This window comes from Paraflavitalea soli (genome assembly GCF_003555545.1).
Classification (GTDB): Bacteria; Bacteroidota; Bacteroidia; order Chitinophagales; family Chitinophagaceae; genus Paraflavitalea; species Paraflavitalea soli.
Genome location: NZ_CP032157.1, coordinates 1,242,005 through 1,259,364 on the forward strand (window position 1 = coordinate 1,242,005; position 17,360 = coordinate 1,259,364).

At 49.0% G+C, this 17,360-nt stretch carries 13 protein-coding genes; 6 read left to right on the top strand and 7 right to left on the bottom strand.

The window, feature by feature from the left end; translation table 11 throughout:
* Positions 1 to 25 precede the first annotated feature (25 nt).
* On the top strand, positions 26 to 1,018 hold the full coding sequence (locus tag D3H65_RS04700) for a glycoside hydrolase family 43 protein (RefSeq protein ID WP_170163499.1): 993 nt from the start codon (positions 26 to 28) through the stop codon (positions 1,016 to 1,018).
* Here D3H65_RS04700 and D3H65_RS04705 read toward each other — a convergent pair.
* Positions 1,015 to 1,620, bottom strand: coding sequence for a TetR/AcrR family transcriptional regulator (locus D3H65_RS04705; RefSeq protein WP_119049158.1), 606 nt, complete (start codon positions 1,618 to 1,620; stop codon positions 1,015 to 1,017). The genes D3H65_RS04700 and D3H65_RS04705 overlap by 4 nt on opposite strands.
* Before the next feature lie 141 nt (positions 1,621 to 1,761).
* Between D3H65_RS04705 and D3H65_RS04710 the strand changes: the two genes are divergently transcribed.
* Entirely contained in the window at positions 1,762 to 2,343 is a 582-nt protein-coding gene (locus tag D3H65_RS04710) for a molybdenum cofactor guanylyltransferase (protein WP_119049159.1), read from the top strand.
* Here D3H65_RS04710 and D3H65_RS04715 read toward each other — a convergent pair.
* From D3H65_RS04715 to nirB, 6 genes are all read right to left on the bottom strand, one after another.
* Complete coding sequence (locus D3H65_RS04715; protein ID WP_119049160.1) at positions 2,329 to 3,825, bottom strand: rubredoxin; 1,497 nt, start codon at positions 3,823 to 3,825, stop codon at positions 2,329 to 2,331. The two genes, D3H65_RS04710 and D3H65_RS04715, sit on opposite strands and share 15 nt — an antisense overlap.
* A gap of 61 nt (positions 3,826 to 3,886) precedes the next feature.
* Positions 3,887 to 7,408 carry a nitrate reductase gene (locus D3H65_RS04720; protein WP_119049161.1) on the bottom strand — a complete coding sequence of 1,174 codons (3,522 nt, stop codon included), beginning with the start codon at positions 7,406 to 7,408 and terminating at the stop codon, positions 3,887 to 3,889.
* Between the two features lie 156 nt (positions 7,409 to 7,564).
* Positions 7,565 to 8,866, bottom strand: coding sequence for a NarK family nitrate/nitrite MFS transporter (locus D3H65_RS04725; RefSeq protein ID WP_119049162.1), 1,302 nt, complete (start codon positions 8,864 to 8,866; stop codon positions 7,565 to 7,567).
* Between the two features lie 15 nt (positions 8,867 to 8,881).
* Entirely contained in the window at positions 8,882 to 10,231 is a 1,350-nt protein-coding gene (locus tag D3H65_RS04730) for an alginate export family protein (protein ID WP_119049163.1), read from the bottom strand.
* Positions 10,232 to 10,412: 181 nt separating this feature from the next.
* Positions 10,413 to 10,763: a nitrite reductase small subunit NirD gene (gene nirD, locus D3H65_RS04735; protein WP_119049164.1), complete on the bottom strand. Its 351-nt coding sequence runs from the start codon at positions 10,761 to 10,763 to the stop codon at positions 10,413 to 10,415.
* Positions 10,764 to 10,980: 217 nt separating this feature from the next.
* Positions 10,981 to 13,479, bottom strand: a complete 2,499-nt coding sequence (nirB, locus tag D3H65_RS04740; RefSeq protein ID WP_119049165.1) for a nitrite reductase large subunit NirB — start codon at positions 13,477 to 13,479, stop codon at positions 10,981 to 10,983.
* A 190-nt stretch (positions 13,480 to 13,669) separates the two neighbouring features.
* Between nirB and cobA the strand changes: the two genes are divergently transcribed.
* The 4 genes from cobA (at position 13,670) to D3H65_RS04760 (ending at position 17,060) form a co-directional block, all read left to right on the top strand.
* Entirely contained in the window at positions 13,670 to 14,431 is a 762-nt protein-coding gene (gene cobA, locus D3H65_RS04745) for a uroporphyrinogen-III C-methyltransferase (protein ID WP_119049166.1), read from the top strand.
* Positions 14,432 to 14,455: 24 nt separating this feature from the next.
* Complete coding sequence (locus D3H65_RS04750; RefSeq protein WP_119049167.1) at positions 14,456 to 15,157, top strand: Crp/Fnr family transcriptional regulator; 702 nt, start codon at positions 14,456 to 14,458, stop codon at positions 15,155 to 15,157.
* Between the two features lie 278 nt (positions 15,158 to 15,435).
* On the top strand, positions 15,436 to 16,365 hold the full coding sequence (locus tag D3H65_RS04755; RefSeq protein ID WP_162915410.1) for a sensor histidine kinase: 930 nt from the start codon (positions 15,436 to 15,438) through the stop codon (positions 16,363 to 16,365).
* Positions 16,359 to 17,060, top strand: coding sequence for a LytR/AlgR family response regulator transcription factor (locus tag D3H65_RS04760; RefSeq protein WP_119049169.1), 702 nt, complete (start codon positions 16,359 to 16,361; stop codon positions 17,058 to 17,060). Before D3H65_RS04755 ends, D3H65_RS04760 begins: the two co-directional genes overlap by 7 nt.
* Positions 17,061 to 17,360 lie beyond the last annotated feature (300 nt).

A 17,360-nucleotide genomic window follows, 5' to 3' on the forward strand; every position in this document is an offset into this window, starting at 1 on the left:
TAATCAAATAGTATATAGTAAGACGATGAAAAGAATGATTATTGTCCTTGGCATGCTGGCAGGAAGTCTGGGCGCAGGTAATACCTATGCGCAATCACAGCAAACCGCTTCCTTCCGATCAAATGCACTTTGGTATGATACAGGTGGACAGTTGATGAATGTACACGGTGGTGGCTTGTTATACCAGGATAAAACATGGTACTGGTTTGGCGAAAAACGCGGCGTCAGTCAATCTGAAGGAGTGAATGTCTATTCTTCCAAAGACCTGTACAACTGGAAAAATGAAGGTGTGGCGCTCGCTCCATCTGCCGATACTACCAGTGATATAGCCTTGGGCTGTCTTATGGAACGCCCCAAGGTGATCTACAACTCCAAAACCAAACAATATGTAATGTGGGTGCACCTCGAGTTGCGGGGCCAGGGGTATGCCGCTGCGCGTGCTGCCGTGGCCATCAGCAGTACGCCTGTGGGACCTTATAAATTCCTGAAAAGTTTCCGTCCCAATGGTAATATGGCAAGGGACATGAACCTCTTTGTGGATGATGATGGTGTTGCATACCATATCTATTCTTCTGATGAGAACATGGACCTGCGGATTGCCCGGCTTTCAGATGATTACCTTTCATCCACTACGCAGGACAGCCTCCTGTTCCGGCGGCAACGTGAAGCGCCTGCATTGTTTAAAAAGGATGATCTCTATTACCTCATTACCAGTGGTTGCACGGGTTGGGCGCCCAACCAGGCCAGCCTGCATTCAGCCAGCTCGCTCTTTGGTCCCTGGAAACTCGTGGGCGATCCTATGACCGGACCGGGAGCCAATAAAACATTCGGCGGTCAATCCACCTATGTTCTACCCGTACCAGGTAAAAAAAATGCTTTCATTTATATCGGCGACCGCTGGAACGCAAAAGACCTGAGCGATAGCCGCTATCATTGGCTGCCGGTGCAGTTCAAAGAAGGGAGGGTAGTGATAGAGTGGATAGACAACTGGGACCTTACCTGGTTTGATAATTTCTAATGGGGCACCTTTTGAGACCGGACCATATTGTCAATAAATTCCTTGAGTACTTTACGATTGGTGGCGGGATCAATATCTTTCAGGAAGTAGTTGGCCGATACGAGTCCATGTACCATGGAGATAAAACTGAGGTATTTACATTGCAGCATGTCCCCGGCAAGCTTGCCTTTTGGGGGTAATGTGCTGAGCCCGTCCTTTACCAGCTGATTAAAGGTGCAAAGTTCCGGAAACGTTTTCTCTACATTGTTGCAGCCAATACCTATGGAATACATAAGCTGGTAAAGTTCCTGTTCTTTCGTGGCAAAATTCCAGAGCGCATACGTGATCACTTCCAGTTTTTCCCGGGGCGCTGTCTTGTCTTTATCTTTCTTGATGATTTGTTTGATGAGTTCAGCATAACCTTGCCGGCACAATTCAACCAGGATGGCCTCCTTGTTTTCAAAATGTTCATAGATCACCGGAACGGCATACTCGATACTGTCCGCAATTTTGCGCATACTGAGCGCCTGGGTTCCTTCCGTTTTGATAATGAATAATGCAGCCTTGAGGATGTCCGCACGGACCTTTGCTTTGGAGCGTTCTTTTCTCTCTTTGATACCCATATGGCGGCAACTTATTTTCGCTGGTTAATGAGGGCTACCTATCATCTAAATTACGAACGATTTTTCAGATATTCCATATAACAAGAGCAGTTACCATTGTTTTGTCTAGCTTTACGCCGTACATAATATAAATAATGCAATATGTTGGGTGTAGTATTAGCAGGTGGAGAAAGTTCCCGGATGGGAACGGATAAAGGATTGATCAGATTGGAAACGAAAACGTGGGCGCAAATAGCCCTGGATAAACTGGCTGTATTTCAGATACCAGTTGTTATTTCTGTGAATGCAAAGCAACATGCGGAGTACCAGGCCCAATTCAGGGTGGAGCAATTGTTGAAAGATAATGAGGGCCTGGCCATCAGGGGGCCCCTGGCTGGCTTGTTAAGTGTGCACAGGCGATTTCCAAAGCAAGACTTGTTTGTATTGGCCTGCGATATGCTCCTGATGGAAAATAGTATGATGGAAAAACTGGTTGCTGCCTACAAAAGCAGCCAGGAGGATGTTTACCTGTTTACCAATCATGGAGAACCCGAACCGCTTTGTGCTATTTATACCGCAAGAGCATTGGCCGACACCCTGGATCGCTACCACAGCAGCAAGCTCACAAAACACAGCATAAAATTCATGCTCAGTCACCTGGCGGTATCTTCCATACCCCTACAGCCCGGACAGGAAAAATATTTCCGCAATTTTAATTCTCCCGGGGAACTAAGCGGGTTGTAATTGCAGCCCGGGTTTGCCTGTTGCTATAAAATCCTTCTTCTCTGCTTCACATAAAGGACAGCAATAGCTGGCAGCTAAGGCGGCAAAAGGGGTGCCGGCAGGAATGCCATTGCCCGGTTCGCCAAATGATTCGTCGTATACGGTAAGGCAGTGTTTGCACTGATATATTACTGCTTGCTGCTCCCTGGCAGCAGGTATTTCTTTTTTGGGGGTGGCATCCTTTTCTGAAGCGGTGATGCTATCCAGCTGCTGCCGGTAATACAAGAGGATGGCCCGGCGCAATTGTTCTGCCAATAATACCTTGGGGTTGCCGCTGCTGAATACAAAGCCTGTCCGTGCATTGGGGTTGAAGTCCTGCGCACAGAGAATATCGTATACGAAGAAGAGCTCAATACCAGCAATGGTGAGCAAGGGCCTGCGCCTTACCAACAGGCTACTGAATACTTCGCTCTTCCTTCTTGTTTTAATGCCGATGCAAATACCAAAAGTGCGGGTGTCCTCATCATTCAGGTGTTTGAGCAGGTAGCGCTTGAGCTTTAACCCCTCCAGGCAATTGTCCTCTACCTGGAAATTAAGCTCATTGGCAGCATGGCGCACATTCACCTGGTGTTTGGCCAGCAGGTTATTCCACAGGTGACGGTCTTTCTCTGTAATGTTTTTAATGATCAATGATTTCCAGGGGGTGGAGCACAACTGTCCGGTCTTGGTTTGCAGGCATAGGCGACAAATATCTTTCAGAAAACCTATATGGAACAGCTCATCGCGCCGGTAGATACCCAGCCAGTATTTGTCCTGGTACCTGTTCAGTCCTTCATAATAAGGCAGGTTAAAAGCTGGTAACTTTGCCGGTGCTTCCGCTGTTTTAGTAATATAACTTTCCCTTTTCACTTGTTGGAACAAAGTATCTCCATTGGCCTGCGCATTGTCGAAGAACAGGTCGGTATGTTGAAAGATCAATGCTTCAATATGTTTCGACATCCGGGCTACATCATTGGTATATACCATTTCTTTCCATTCATACACCACATTGGTACGTGGGAAACGGATAAAGAGATGCCAGAAATGGGGCGCCTGGGCCGAAGCCACCCAATTGATATTGCCGGTGAGCAGCGGTGTAAAACTCTGGTTACTGTCGGAGATGTTGATCTTTAACCGGGGCTGGTAATCCACCAGGTCGAATATATCTTTATATACCCCTTCACTGAGCCAGGTTTGGTTGATGAACACTTCTTCGGCAGGGTAGGAGCTTACAATATTGGGATAGCGGTCTTCATCCACTTCGTAATCTACTTCCAGTTGTTTTAGTTGTTCCTGCAGCACTGCATAATCCTCATTCACTACGTCAAAGAGCAATTGTTGCCGCAGGCCAAAGCGTACATCCGTAATGCCGGCTTTGCCGGCAGCAATGAGGATATTTAACAGGTCGCCGGGAGAGATGATGCCTCCGCGGAAGTTGATCTTGATGGTGTAGGTGTATTTCAAAGTTTGTCGTGTTAATAATGAAAGTGAACCTTTTGATTTGATACGGGCTGGTGGTAAATGGCTAGTGGCGGGTAATGAGACCCACTCGCTCCTCGCTACTCACCATTTGTTTCTCCAATAGCGCCTGCACTTCAGGCCGGCAACTGCCGCAGCCCAGGCCGGCGCCGCTGGCCTGGCACAAAGCTTTCAACTCTGTACAGCCTTCCCTGATCTTGTTCACAATATTGCCTTCCCCGATATTACCACAACTGCATATGAGTTTACCGATCACCGGTTCGCCTTTCTTGCCCGATCTTAACAGCTGTAAGCGTTTGTCGCTTAATTCCATCTTGTTTTGGATCAGGTCGCGGAATTCCAGGAACTCCGATTTATCCCCGATCAGGATAGCGCCTACCAGCCGGTCATTGTGGATGATACACTTCTTATAATAGCGCTTGGCTTTGTCAATGAATACTACTTCTTCATAACCCGGATCGGCCGGGCATTCTGCCAGTCCCAGTGAGCAAAGGTCCGTGCCGTGCATTTTGAGGATATTCATTAGCAAAGAACCTTCATAGTATTTCGATATATCACCTGCCAGGTAGCGTGCTACGATCTCGGCCTGTTGTTCCGCAGCAGCCGTAATACCGTACAGGAATCCTTTGAATTCGGCAATCTCACCCACGGCAAATACATGCGGATCATTGGTGCGCAGGTATTCATCCACCACCACACCACGTTTGCAATCCAGGCCGCTGGCACGGGCCAGTTCGATATTGGGTACCGTACCGATAGCCATCACAATGGCCTGACAGTTGATCATCAGGCCGCTCTTGAGTCGAATACCTTCTATTTGTTGATTGCCCAGGAACCGCTCAATTTCATCATTGTAATAAATGTCAATGCCTTTATCCGTAAGCTCTTCATGTAATAGCTGGCTGCCCAGCGGGTCCAACTGCCGGTCCATCAGCCTGGAGATCCGTTGGATCACCGTTACCTCCACATTGACCTCGCGCAGCGAGGCTGCCAGTTCAATACCGAGTAAACCACCACCTACAATGACCACTTTCCCGTTCGCTGGGTTTACGTGTTGTTTGAAATTGTCTGCATCTACCCGGCTACGCATGGTAAAGATGCCTGGCAGGGTAGGGATATCACGGAGCATAGCTGCCCGGCTGCCCGTAGCCATCAACAGCAGGTCGTAATGATGCGTATGCCCCTTGCTGTCCGTCACCGTTTTAGCGGCCCGGTCAATATATTCGATGCTTACGCCGCGATGCAGGGTGATATTGTAATCGTATTCCTCCTGGTCGGTCATCTTTACCAGTTGGTGCCATTCCTGCGTGCCACTGATATAATCCGGCAGCATCACCCGGTTATAGAAAGGATAGTTCTCTTTGCTGAAGATCACAATTTCATCTGCTGTATTCAGCGCCCGGTAGCTCTTTACAAATCCACAGGCGCCTGCGCCGGCCCCTATCACGATGATCCTTTGCCGGGGTTTCTGGTAACGTTGTACCTGTACCGCACTGAATTTGAAATCGGGTTCCTTGCTTTTGGGATCAACCAGGTTATTGGTAAGGTTATTGGCCCGGTTCAGGTCGCTGTTCAGGACCTTCCCCCAGTGCATGGGCAGGAATACTACCCCCGGTTTAATATCCGTAGTGAGTCTGGCTTTAACCCGCACTTCCCCGCGTCGGCTATTGATCACGACCACCTCCTGGTCGCGTATTTGACGCCGTGCGGCATCATCAGGATGTATTTCCAGGAATGCTTCGGCAATGTGTTGGGTTAGCTTATTCACCTTACCCGTTTTGCTCAGCGTATGCCACTGGTCGCGTATACGGCCCGTAGTGAGGATGAGCGGGAAATCGTCATCCGGCATTTCCGATTCATTGTTGTCCGGAAAGGAATGGATGATGGCCTTGCGGGAAGGAGTATAAAATTGTTTATCAGCAAACAGGCGCGGTGTACCATGGCCATTGATCTGTTTACTATAAGGCCATTGCACACTGCGTTTTTCTTTCAGTATATCGTAGTTCAGATCGCTGATATCGATGCGGGTACCAGCCGTTAATGCCGCATGTTCCTGGTAGATCTCCCCAAAGTTCTTGTAGTCAAATCCTGCATAGCCCATCTTTTGGGCAAAGCGGCAGATGATGGCAGCATCCGGCAGGGCTTCACCTGGTGCATCCACCACTTTTTGCAGGTAGCTGATGCGGCGCTCGGAATTGGTCATCGTACCTTCTTTCTCTGCCCAGGCAGCAGCCGGCAATACCACATCTGCATAAGGTATCGTCTCCGGACGATTGCTGATATCCTGCACCACTACAAACTTTGCTTTCTTCAATCCTTCTTCCGCCAGCCGTGCATCGGGCAGGCTCACCAATGGATTGGTACAAAGTATCCAGATGGCTTTTAAGCGGCCATCATTCAACGCCTCAAACATCTCCGTGGCCGTAAGTCCTGGTGCAGGCGCTATCTTACCGCCGCCCCAAAATGCTTCTACCTCCGCCCGGTGCGCCGGGTTGAGCAGGTCGCGGTGCGCGGGTAATAAGTTGGAGAGACCACCTACCTCACGGCCTCCCATGGCATTGGGTTGGCCCGTCAGGGAGAAAGGGCCGGAGCCGGGCTTGCCAATATGCCCGGTGATGAGGTTGAGGTTGATCAGGCTCAGGTTCTTGTTTACTCCGATCACACTTTGGTTCAGGCCCATTGTCCACATAGTGATGAAACCTTTGGCCTTGCCGATATAAGAGGCCGCCAGGCGGATATCAGCTTCTTCCACGCCACAGATCACCGCCGCTTCTGCAATACTGCGTTCAAATACCGTGTATTGATACTTTTCAAATCCCTCTGCATGATGCTGAATAAAATCATGGTCTACCTGGCCGGCTTCAATCAGGCAACGGCCAATAGCATGGTGCAATACCACATCGGTGCCGGGATTTAGCTGCAGGTGTACATTGGCCAGTGAGCAGGTTTGTGTTTTACGGGGATCACTTACAATGATCTTCAGGTGTGGGTTAGCCGCCCTGGCTGCTTCCACGCGTCGCCACAGGATCGGGTGGCACCAGGCTGGATTGGCCCCGGCCACCAGGATACAGTCTGCCAGCTCAATATCATCATAACTGATGGGTACACTGTCTTCTCCCAGTGCCATTTTGTATCCCACCACCGCACTGCTCATGCACAGGCGTGAGTTGGTATCGATATTGTTGCTGCCAATAAAACCTTTGATCAGTTTATTGATCACATAGTATTCTTCTGTGAGGCATTGACCGGATGCATAAAAAGCTACTGAATCGGGACCATATTTCTTAATGATCGTTTTGAATACCGCCGCCGTGCGCTCCAGCGCGTCATCCCAGGAAACCCGTTGGCGTGGTTGATGGCGGCTGTACCGTATTTCAGGATACAGCAACCTGTCGCTGGTATCCATCACCGTGTAATGCAGGTTCATACCCTTGCTGCAGAGCATGCCCTTATTCACGGGGTGATGGGGATCACCCTCTACCCGCAGGCTGCCATTCTTTTCCTTGTGGACTACAATGCCGCAGCCTACACCACAATAACAACAGGTCGATTTGAATGATTCAGTCATGGGAATACAGAATATAGAAGCCAGAATATAGAATTCAGAAGCGTTTACGATGTCACCCTGAGCGATGTCTCCCTGAGCTTGTCGAAGGGTTGTCGAAGGGTTGTCGAAGCTGTGTCGAAGGGTGGGTCGCCTTTCGAAGGCGGCTCACCCTTCGATTTATTTAGCAGCCTGGAGCACAGCAGTTGCTTCCGTTTTTTCTTCCTGCTTACTCACCAGCCTATACACTAAAATGATAACCCCCACTACAAACACACCAGTGCCTAAATAAAAGAAAGCATCGGCATAATTCATGGATTTGAAAAGAAACCCGATCAACATGGCGCCCACATTACCCCCGGCGCCTACAATGCCCGCCACACTGCCTACAGCATTGGGATTGATAAAGGGCACAATGCTGTACGTAGCCCCGTTGGCCATCTTAAGGCAAAGCCCAAAAAAGAACAGCAGGGCAATAGCTACCCCCAGGTTGCCTGCTTTGGCAAACAGGATAATGCCAATACCTTCCAACAGCAACAGGATCGTGAGCAGGTTTACTTTGCCATTGAAACCAAAACGGTTGCCCACTTTATCGGAGATGATACCACCAACGGCACGGGCAAAGATGTTGAGCCATCCGAAGATGCTGGCCAGTAAGCCTGCCATGATCAGGCTGGCGCTGTATTCATCATGGAAATAAGTGGCGGCAAAATTATCTACCGTGATCTCTACACCAAAGCAAGCGGCATAGGCGATCGTGAGAATCCAGGTACGGTAATCTTTGGCAGCTACCAGGAAAGTGTTTTCCTTCTTGCCTGTATTGCGTTCTATTTCATCAAAATTGCCTTGTGGCGTATCCTTGGTATAACGGAAATACAGGAAAGCCATCACCAGTAATAAGATACCGGGAATCACCATGGCCAGGCGCCAGCTGTTTTCCTTGCTCACCCAACCCAGTCCTACAAAGGCTGCAGCGATCAGGGGCATGATGATCTGTGTGGCGCCGCCACCCGTATTACCCCAGCCACCAGCTACCGCATTGGCGGTGCCTTTTATTTGGGGAGCAAACATGACGGAGGTATGGAATTGCGTCAATACAAAAGATGCGCCGATCACGCCGATCGCCAGCCGGAAAATAAGAAAGCTCGTATAACTTTGGCTCAGCCCGATCAACATAACGGGAATGGAGCATAGTATCAGCAATAAAGTGTAGGTCTTACGTGGCCCCCAGATATCACACAGGCGGCCCACCAGCAGGCGGGCAATGATGGTAGCAGATACAGAAGCAATGGCGATATTTCCTTTTTGGGCCTTTGTCAAATGCAGTTGCTCACTGACCAAAGGCATTAAAGGGGCAATGCCAAACCAGGCAAAGAAGCAAAAGAAAAAGGTGAGCCAGGTGATGTGGAAGGTGCGCATTTGTACACCCTTCAGCGAGAAAATGGATAATTTATTAAGCGGTTGGTTGTTGATCGTAGACATAGCAGTGTGTTTTGATTACTTTACCAAAAAGGTTGGTTTGATGTTGATGCTTACATAAGCCCAGTTGCTGTTGCTCTTTCCATTAACTACATTCTTCACGTTGGGCGAAGTGAGCGTACTGGTTCCAAAGAAATGGCTATAGCCAGCTTCAAAGCCAATGACAGGAGTGAGGGTATAAGCCGCTATCATATCCACTTCTGTGCCCAGGTATTTATCAAGGGTATTTACATTGTCGGCTGCCAATACCTTGGAGGCACTATTGAATACATGTGCATCAGCTGTGAGGAACAATTTTTCTGTAGCCTTGTACCTGGTTTTGATATACGCATCATGTAATCCTTTATTACCAAAACCACTGGCCACATAGAAGTAGTCCATATATCCCCAAAATTTATGCGGGGTGCCATATAAGGGATCAAAAGCCCTGCTGGTAGTGCCTGAATTGCCGCCACTGGTATAATCGTAACCGATCCCGGCACTGAATTTCCTGGTGAGCGCATATTGTCCGGTGAGGGACAACAATTCTCCGCTCAGCTTTTGTCCATTGGCATTTTTGCCAAACTGGTAATAGGCCGATGCTGTCAGGTTGAATTTTTTGAAAGTATTGGTGAAATACAAACCGGTGGTAAACCTGCTCCAGGCACCGGTATCAAACACTTTCACCGTGTTGTCCATATGGTATTTGGAAAACTGGTCGGCAAAGAACAGGAAGGAGGTGTTGCCGCCTGCCAGTTTCCGGCCGGCATACAGGAACTGCATGCTTTTATAGGCCGTGCCGCCATTGGTATTGGCTGCATAACCGGGAGCAGTACTGTTGTAAATGGTGCCCGAAGCATTTTCTTTGTTCTGGTTAAAAGCGATCCCCGCATGCGCCATCCACTTACCGCTGTTGAATTTCAGCAGCGCTGCATCATGTCGGCGGGCTTGTTGCAGCCAGTCGAGGTTGCCCAGCAGGCGTACATCATCATACACCAGTTCCTGCCGGCCCAGTTTAAGGCTGAAACTGCTGTTTTTGGAGCTGGTGTCGGTAAGCAGGATCTCTGCCCAGGCCTCATGCAGCATAAAGCCATTGTTGTCCTGCGTGGTGGTACGGTTGATGGTCGATACATCCTGTCCCCATACCCGTACGTCCTGTACGGTAAGGCCAAATTTCAACCGGTAGGTTTCGTACCCGGCCGATAAACGGCTGCGCTGGGAAGTAAAGAAAGCTGGTTTGGCTCCCCTGGGCAGGGGAGCGCCTTGCCCGTCCCGGTATTCGGTGCGGGTGCGTAGCTGGCCTGTAAGCGTAAGTTGCGCTTCTGCAGCGGAAAAGGTCACGCAACTAAAAAGTACAGGCAGCCCTGTTTTACAATACCATTTTTTCATGTTACTTTGGGCTGGTTTTAAGGTGAAGAAATCCATTTTAAGATCATTAGCCCGTGTGCGACGCCAATCTCCGCGGGCTTTTTTATTGATATTGTCAGGCTGAGTCCCGCAAAGCGGGATAAACTTTGTCGAAGCCGTCTGCAAGGACCCTTCGACAAACTCAGGGTGACACCTAACATTGCTATCCTTCTACCCCGATATACACCAACCCATCCTCCACCTTCACCGGGTAAGTTTTGATCACATACTCATCGCCGCTCAAACATGCTCCTGAACGAAGGGAAAAGGTTTTCTTGTGAAAGGGGCAGGCCACCTTGGGTTCATCATTGTGCGAACCGATCATGCCACGACTCAAAGCCATCTGCTGGCGATGAGGACAAAGATTTTGCGTGGCATACCATTCATTACGACGGGTAAAGTGGAACAGGGCTATCTGCTCATCCTTGTACTTTACGCATACACCGCCGTTTTCCGGTACATCTTCTACCCGGCAGGCGGTAAACCAGGTAAGTGTTTGTTCAAGTGTTAGCATAGTCAAAATAGTTTGGTCAATAAGAGGCCTGTGTCCCGTCACGGTGACGGGACTTATTATTCAGGTCTGAGTAAAAAACAATGGCAATCGTGCTATCCCTGTATGCTACAGGGCAGGCAGGGCAATCATTAGAGGAATATATTAAAGGAGTCTTTTAACAATTCATAATACAATCGAAGCAAAAGTATTGCCGATTGCCGATTCACGATTGCCGTCCTCACTTCCATTCGGTAGCGCGCTTCTGGCTCCTCATGGGTTCAAATTGAATAGAAGGGTCCTTTTCTTCCGGGGCATTTACAAAGTGATTGAAACGCTTGCGCAATTCAGGACTGTCTACTACCTCTTTCCATTCACATTTGTAATTGTCTACCAGCAACTGCATTTCTGCTTCCAGTTGCGCGGCGATGCCCAGGCTGTCGTGTACGATTACATTCTTCAGGTAAGAAATGCCGCCGTCCATTTTATTAAGCCAGGTGGCTGTCCTTGTTAATGGATCAGCGGTCTTTATATAAAACATGAGAAAACGATCGATGTACCGGATGCAGGTGTCACTATCCAGATCCGTACCCAGCAACAGTGCGTGCTGGGGTTTCGATCCACCATTGCCGCATACATAAAGGTTCCAGCCCTTATCCGTAGCAATGATGCCGAAATCCTTCGACTGCGCTTCTGCGCATTCGCGGATACAACCTGATACAGCCGATTTGAGTTTGTGCGGTGCGCGCAGGCCACGGTACCTTTCTTCAATGCGGATGGCAAAACTTACACTGTCGTGCAGGCCAAACCGGCACCAGGTGCTGCCTACGCAGCTCTTTACCGTACGCAATGCTTTTCCGTAGGCATGGCCACTTTCAAATCCTGCATTGATCAGTTCTTCCCAGATAGCAGGCAGATCGCTTACATGCGCGCCAAAGAGGTCGATGCGCTGGCCGCCGGTGATCTTGGTGTAGAGGTTGTATTTCTGCGCTACCTGTCCAATAACAATGAGTTTCTCCGGTGTGATCTCTCCACCGGGTATACGGGGTACTACAGAGTACGTACCACCTTTCTGTATATTGGCCAGGTAACGGTCGTTGGAGTCCTGTGCCGTAGCATTTCCTTTTTGCAGGATCATTTCATTCCAGAGGCTGGCAATGATCGAAGCAACGGCGGGTTTGCATATTTCACAGCCATCACCCTGACCTAATTTATCCAGTGCTGCATCATAACTTTTCAGGTCATGCACTTTTATCAGGTCAAACAATTCCTGGCGGCTGTATTGAAAATGTTCGCACAATACATTGCGTACATATTTGCCTTGTGATTGTAAAGTATGATTCACCAGGTCTTTCAGCATGGGTACACAACCACCGCAGCCGGTGCCTGCCTTGGTGCATTTCTTCACTGCGTCTACCGTTTCACATCCCTGGCCGGTCACTGACTGGCAAATAGCTTGCTTGGTGACGCCTTCACAACTGCAGATCATCGCATCATCGGGCAGGCTGGTTACCCCGCCGCCTGCTTCTGCACCACCGCGGGCACCTAAGATCATGTCTTCCGGATTGGGAGGAAGCACTATGTTGTTCTTACAGGTCTGCAACAACATATTGTATTGTTCTGCATCCCCTACCAATATGCCGCCCAGCAGGTGTTTACCATCCTTGCTGATATTAATTCGTTTGTATACACCTTTCAGGGTGTCTTCCCATACGATGCTGCGTCCATCCTGTGGATGCACAAAGGGTTCGCCAAAGCTGGCTACGTCTATGCCGATCAGTTTGAGCTTGGTGCTCATGTCGTAACCGGTAAATGCTTTTTCGCCCCCCGTTAAGTTGGCTGCTACTACATCGGCCATCTCATAACCCGGTGCTACCAGGCCATAGATCATGCCTTTGTACAAAGCGCATTCTCCAATAGCGAAAATGTGGGGGTCTGTTGTTTGTAATTGATCGTTGACCACGATACCGCCGCGGTGACCGGTTTCCAGTCCACATAGTTTGGCCAGTTCATCACGGGGTTTGATGCCTGCTGAGATCACCAGCATGTCAACATCAATACTGGTGTCATTAGCAAACTGCATACCCGTGATATGTTCATCACCGAGGATGGCCGTGGTGTTGGTATTGGTGCGAATGTGCAGGCCCAGCGCTTCGAGTTTGGTGCGCAGGGTGTGCGAGCCGGCTTCATCGATCTGCCGGGGCATGAGGCGGGGCGCAAATTCAATGACCTGCGTGTCGGTAATGCCGAGGTCGAGCATCGCTTTGGCGGCTTCCAGGCCCAGCAATCCCCCGCCAATGACAGCGCCTTTTTTGGCATGCCGTGCATAGGTGGTCATCATCTCCAGGTCTTCGATCGTGCGGTAAATAAACACGCCCTGTTTCTCAACGCCGGGGATGGGGGGCACAAAGGCTGAGGAGCCCGTAGCCATTACCAGGTAGTCGTAACTTTCGGTAATACCTTTAAATGAATGTACCCTCTTATGTACCCGGTCGATGCTTTGTACCGGGTCGCCCAGGTGGAGGCGGATACCTTTTCCGGCATACCATTCAGCAGGGGCGAGTGTCAGGTCGTCTGCTGATTTGCCGGCAAAATATTCGCTGAGGTGTACCCTGTCATAAGCGGGCCTCATTTCTTCTCCAAATACGATCAGCTCAAATGACTGATCTCCTTGTTTGGTCAGCAGTTTTTCGCAAAACTTGTAGCCGACCATTCCGTTGCCAATGATGACGATTTTCATGCAGTGCCCTGATTTTAAGTGTTAAATGGCACATGACAAGCAAACATTAGAAATTAATACATGTAATAAAGTGGCAAGTAATCGTCGAAATAATTATGAAGTATGTGACTTATGTCATAAATTTAAGCATAATTACAATTCTAAACAAAGATTATTTAATGCAAGTATCATATAAATTAATATCCAATATATGAGCATTCCCCGTTTATCCCTGGTAGGAGCTGGCCCTGGAGACCCTGAACTGATCACGTTAAAAGCAATTAGGACCCTTCAGCAGGCGGATGTAATATTATATGATGCGTTGGCTAATGATGCCTTACTTTCTTATGCCAAACCCGGGGCTATTACCCGCTTTGTGGGGAAGCGTTATGGTTGTCATGCCTTGTCTCAGCAGGAGATCAACCAAGTGATTATTGAATGCGCCCTGGCCCATGGCCATGTCGTGCGTCTGAAAGGGGGTGATCCCTTTGTATTTGGTCGCGCCCAGGAAGAGATTGACGCTGCGCGGGAAGCAGGCATCCCCGTGGAAGTGATACCCGGCATCTCCAGCGCCCTGGCAGTGCCCGCCGCCCAAATGATCCCCTTGACCTGCCGCGGTATCAATGAAAGTTTTTGGGTAACCACCGGCACTACGCAGTCGGGCGATGTATCGGCTGATATCAAACTGGCCGCACAATCCTCCGCCACGGTGATCATATTAATGGCCATGAGCAAGCTGGAAGCCATCATGGACATCTTTGCCGGTCATAGCAAGAGCGATACGCCCGTGGCCATCATACAGGATGGCACCACGGCCAAAGAGAAAATGGTGACAGGTATGGTGCGCGATATTGCTTTCAAGGCCCAATATGCCGGCCTGGCCAATCCGTCCATTATTATAGTAGGAGAGGTGGTAAAACTGCATCGGGCACAATGGCAGCAGCAGGTACAGCAACAGTTGTTCCGCGTGTAGCATTTCGTTGTTATCTTCACAGCTATGAAGGCGGTTAAAACCAGTTGCGATCAACAGCGTTGTTTTTTATGCAGGCGTAGTTTAAAAGAATGGATACCGGCCATCGAGGCCAACAAAAAAAGCTACCAGTTTAAAAAAGGAGAGGTCATCTTTCAGGAAGGTGAACCAGTGACCGGCATCTATTTTCTCTACGATGGGAAAGCCAAGGTGCACAAGAAATGGGGAGAAGAAAAGGAACTCAATATCCGTTTTGCCCGCAAAGGTGATATCATCGGTCACCGGGGATTGGGTAAAGACACGATCTATCCTGTATCGGCTACCGCCCTGGAAACCTGTACAGTTTGTTTTATTGACCTCGCTTTTTTCAAGACCACCCTCAAAGTAAATACGGATTTCACCTACGACCTGCTGATGTTCTATGCCGAAGAGCTGCAGGAATCGGAAAAGCGTATGCGCAATCTCGCGCACATGCCGGTAAAAGGACGCATTGCCTATGCCTTACTGATCCTGAAAGAAAAGTTTGGCCTCACCCCCGAGGGGTTCATCGACATATCGCTCACCCGGCAGGACATTGCTTCCTATGCCGGTACTACCTACGAGACGGTATTCCGGATCATCAGCGACCTCACCCAGGCCAATATAGTGACAGTGGACAATAAAGATATTACGATATTGGATGAAGCTGCCCTGGTACGCCTCACCCAGGAGGGGGAGAATGGGGGTTAAAGGCCCCATTGCCTGCACATTGCCTGCGCATGTTCTACGCATTGCCTCCGGATTGCCTGACCGCTCAATGAAAAGGGGCCATTGTACTAAGGGGCGTAGGCAATACGGAGAAAGTATCCGGGCCATGTTCGGGCTTTTGTCAACACATTTGGCCCTTTTGTCTACTCAATTATTTTGAATAGAAGAGATAGGGGTAGCTTGCAATGATGCCAACACGCTCAACATATTTTTCACCGGGTTTACACCTCGTTGTCTGGTTAATCTTGTTTACGATACCGATGCTGGTGTTCATCAATGTCGATACAGGATTGCCCAATGGCTTTTTTATTATTGGCAACCTGTTTCATATCGGCCTGTTTTACCTGAATGCTTTTTACCTGTACCCCCGGTTCCTGACAAGGAAACGTTGGCCCTTGTACATTCTTTTTCTGGGCATTATCGTAGCCGTTTTTTATTATGTAAAAGTGGGATTGATGAAATGGCTTCGCCCGGAATTACAGGCGGAGGGGCTGTATGCCGGTTTTTTTCTTTTTCCGCCCATTCCCTTTTTGATCGCTTCCATCATTTACCGGCTGGTGACTGATCGCATACTGGCCGAAAGGGCAGAGAAGGAAGCGCAGGCGGAAAGGCTGGCCTCAGAACTCAAGTTCCTGCGTTCGCAGGTAAGTCCGCATTTCCTCTTTAATGTATTGACGAATATGGTGTCACTGGCCCGTCAAAGGTCAGCACTGCTGGAGCCAGCGTTGATCCAGCTGTCGGATATGTTGCGTTATATGTTGTACGATGCCGATAGCGGGAAATTTCCGGTAACCAAAGAAATTGAATACCTCCACAATTATATTGAACTGCAGCAGCTCCGCTTTGGAGAAGATGTACGTATCACCGTGGATATAGAGAATGATGCGCCTTCCTGTACGGTGGAGCCCATGCTGCTGATCCCCTTTGTGGAAAATGCTTTCAAGCATGGTATTGGCCTGGTGAGGGACCCTTTTATTCATGTCTCTCTGCAGGTAAAGGAGCAATCTTTGCATTTCAGGGTTACGAATAACTATGATAAGAGTAACACCGCAAAAGATAAGAATTCTGGTATAGGACTGGCCAATGTGCGTAACCGGCTGCAACTTCTGTATAAAGAAAAGCATAACTTGTCGATACATGATAACGGTGAATTGTATGTGGCCACTTTAAAACTCGATCTGTCATGCTAAGATGTATAGCGGTAGATGATGAAAAGCTGGTGCTCGACCTGCTGGTTGACAATATCTCGCAGGTGCCCTTTCTGCAGCTGGTAAAACGCTGCCGCAATGCGATGGAAGCGGCAGAAGTGTTGCATGAAGAATCTGTTGATCTGATCTTTCTTGATATCCAGATGCCGGGTCTCAATGGCTTGCAGTTCCTGCAGTCGCTGAAGCATCCTCCCATGGTGATCATGATCACGGCGTATAAGGAATATGCGCTCGATGGGTTTAATCTTGATGTGGTAGATTACTTACTGAAGCCTGTATCATTTGAACGCTTCCTCAAAGCCTGCAACAAAGCGCAGGAACTGCATACCCTGCAGCAAAAAGCAGTGCCCAAAGAAGACACGCCGGATTACTTCTTCGTGTATGTGGAATATGTGCAGGTGAAGGTATCCATACCGGCCATCCTGTATATTGAAGGCATGAAAGATTATGTAAAGATCTTCCTCAATACCGGCCCCAAACCGGTGATCACCAAAATGAGCATGAAGGCGATCCAGGAAAAACTCACGGCCTTTCGTTTTGTGCGCACCCACAAATCCTTTATTGTGGCAGCGGATAAAATAACCGCTGTAAAGCGCGATCTCCTTTGCGTGGGTGCCCTTGAACTTCCCCTCAGCGAAGGCTATAAGGCCGATGTAGAGAAAATGCTTTCACTTTAATATAAAGGTGGGCCGCCCTTGTGGCGCTGCAAAGGCGGCCGGGAGGGCTACTCACCTTTTTCAAGTCTCCTCATTTCTCCTGTACGTCTATTCAACCAGGTCCGGAAGTCTATTCTCCATCCAGGTGCCTGCATACCTGTAATACTTTTGAAAGGTAATCCCAATGGATGATGACTTCGAAGTAAGCGTGTATTCATGCCCCATAGGGGCTGCCGCTTTGTAGAGATCAGCATTTAATTGATTTTATCGGCCCTGTAGGGGCCGCCCATTGGGGCAACCTATTGCAGTTGTTCAAAAATA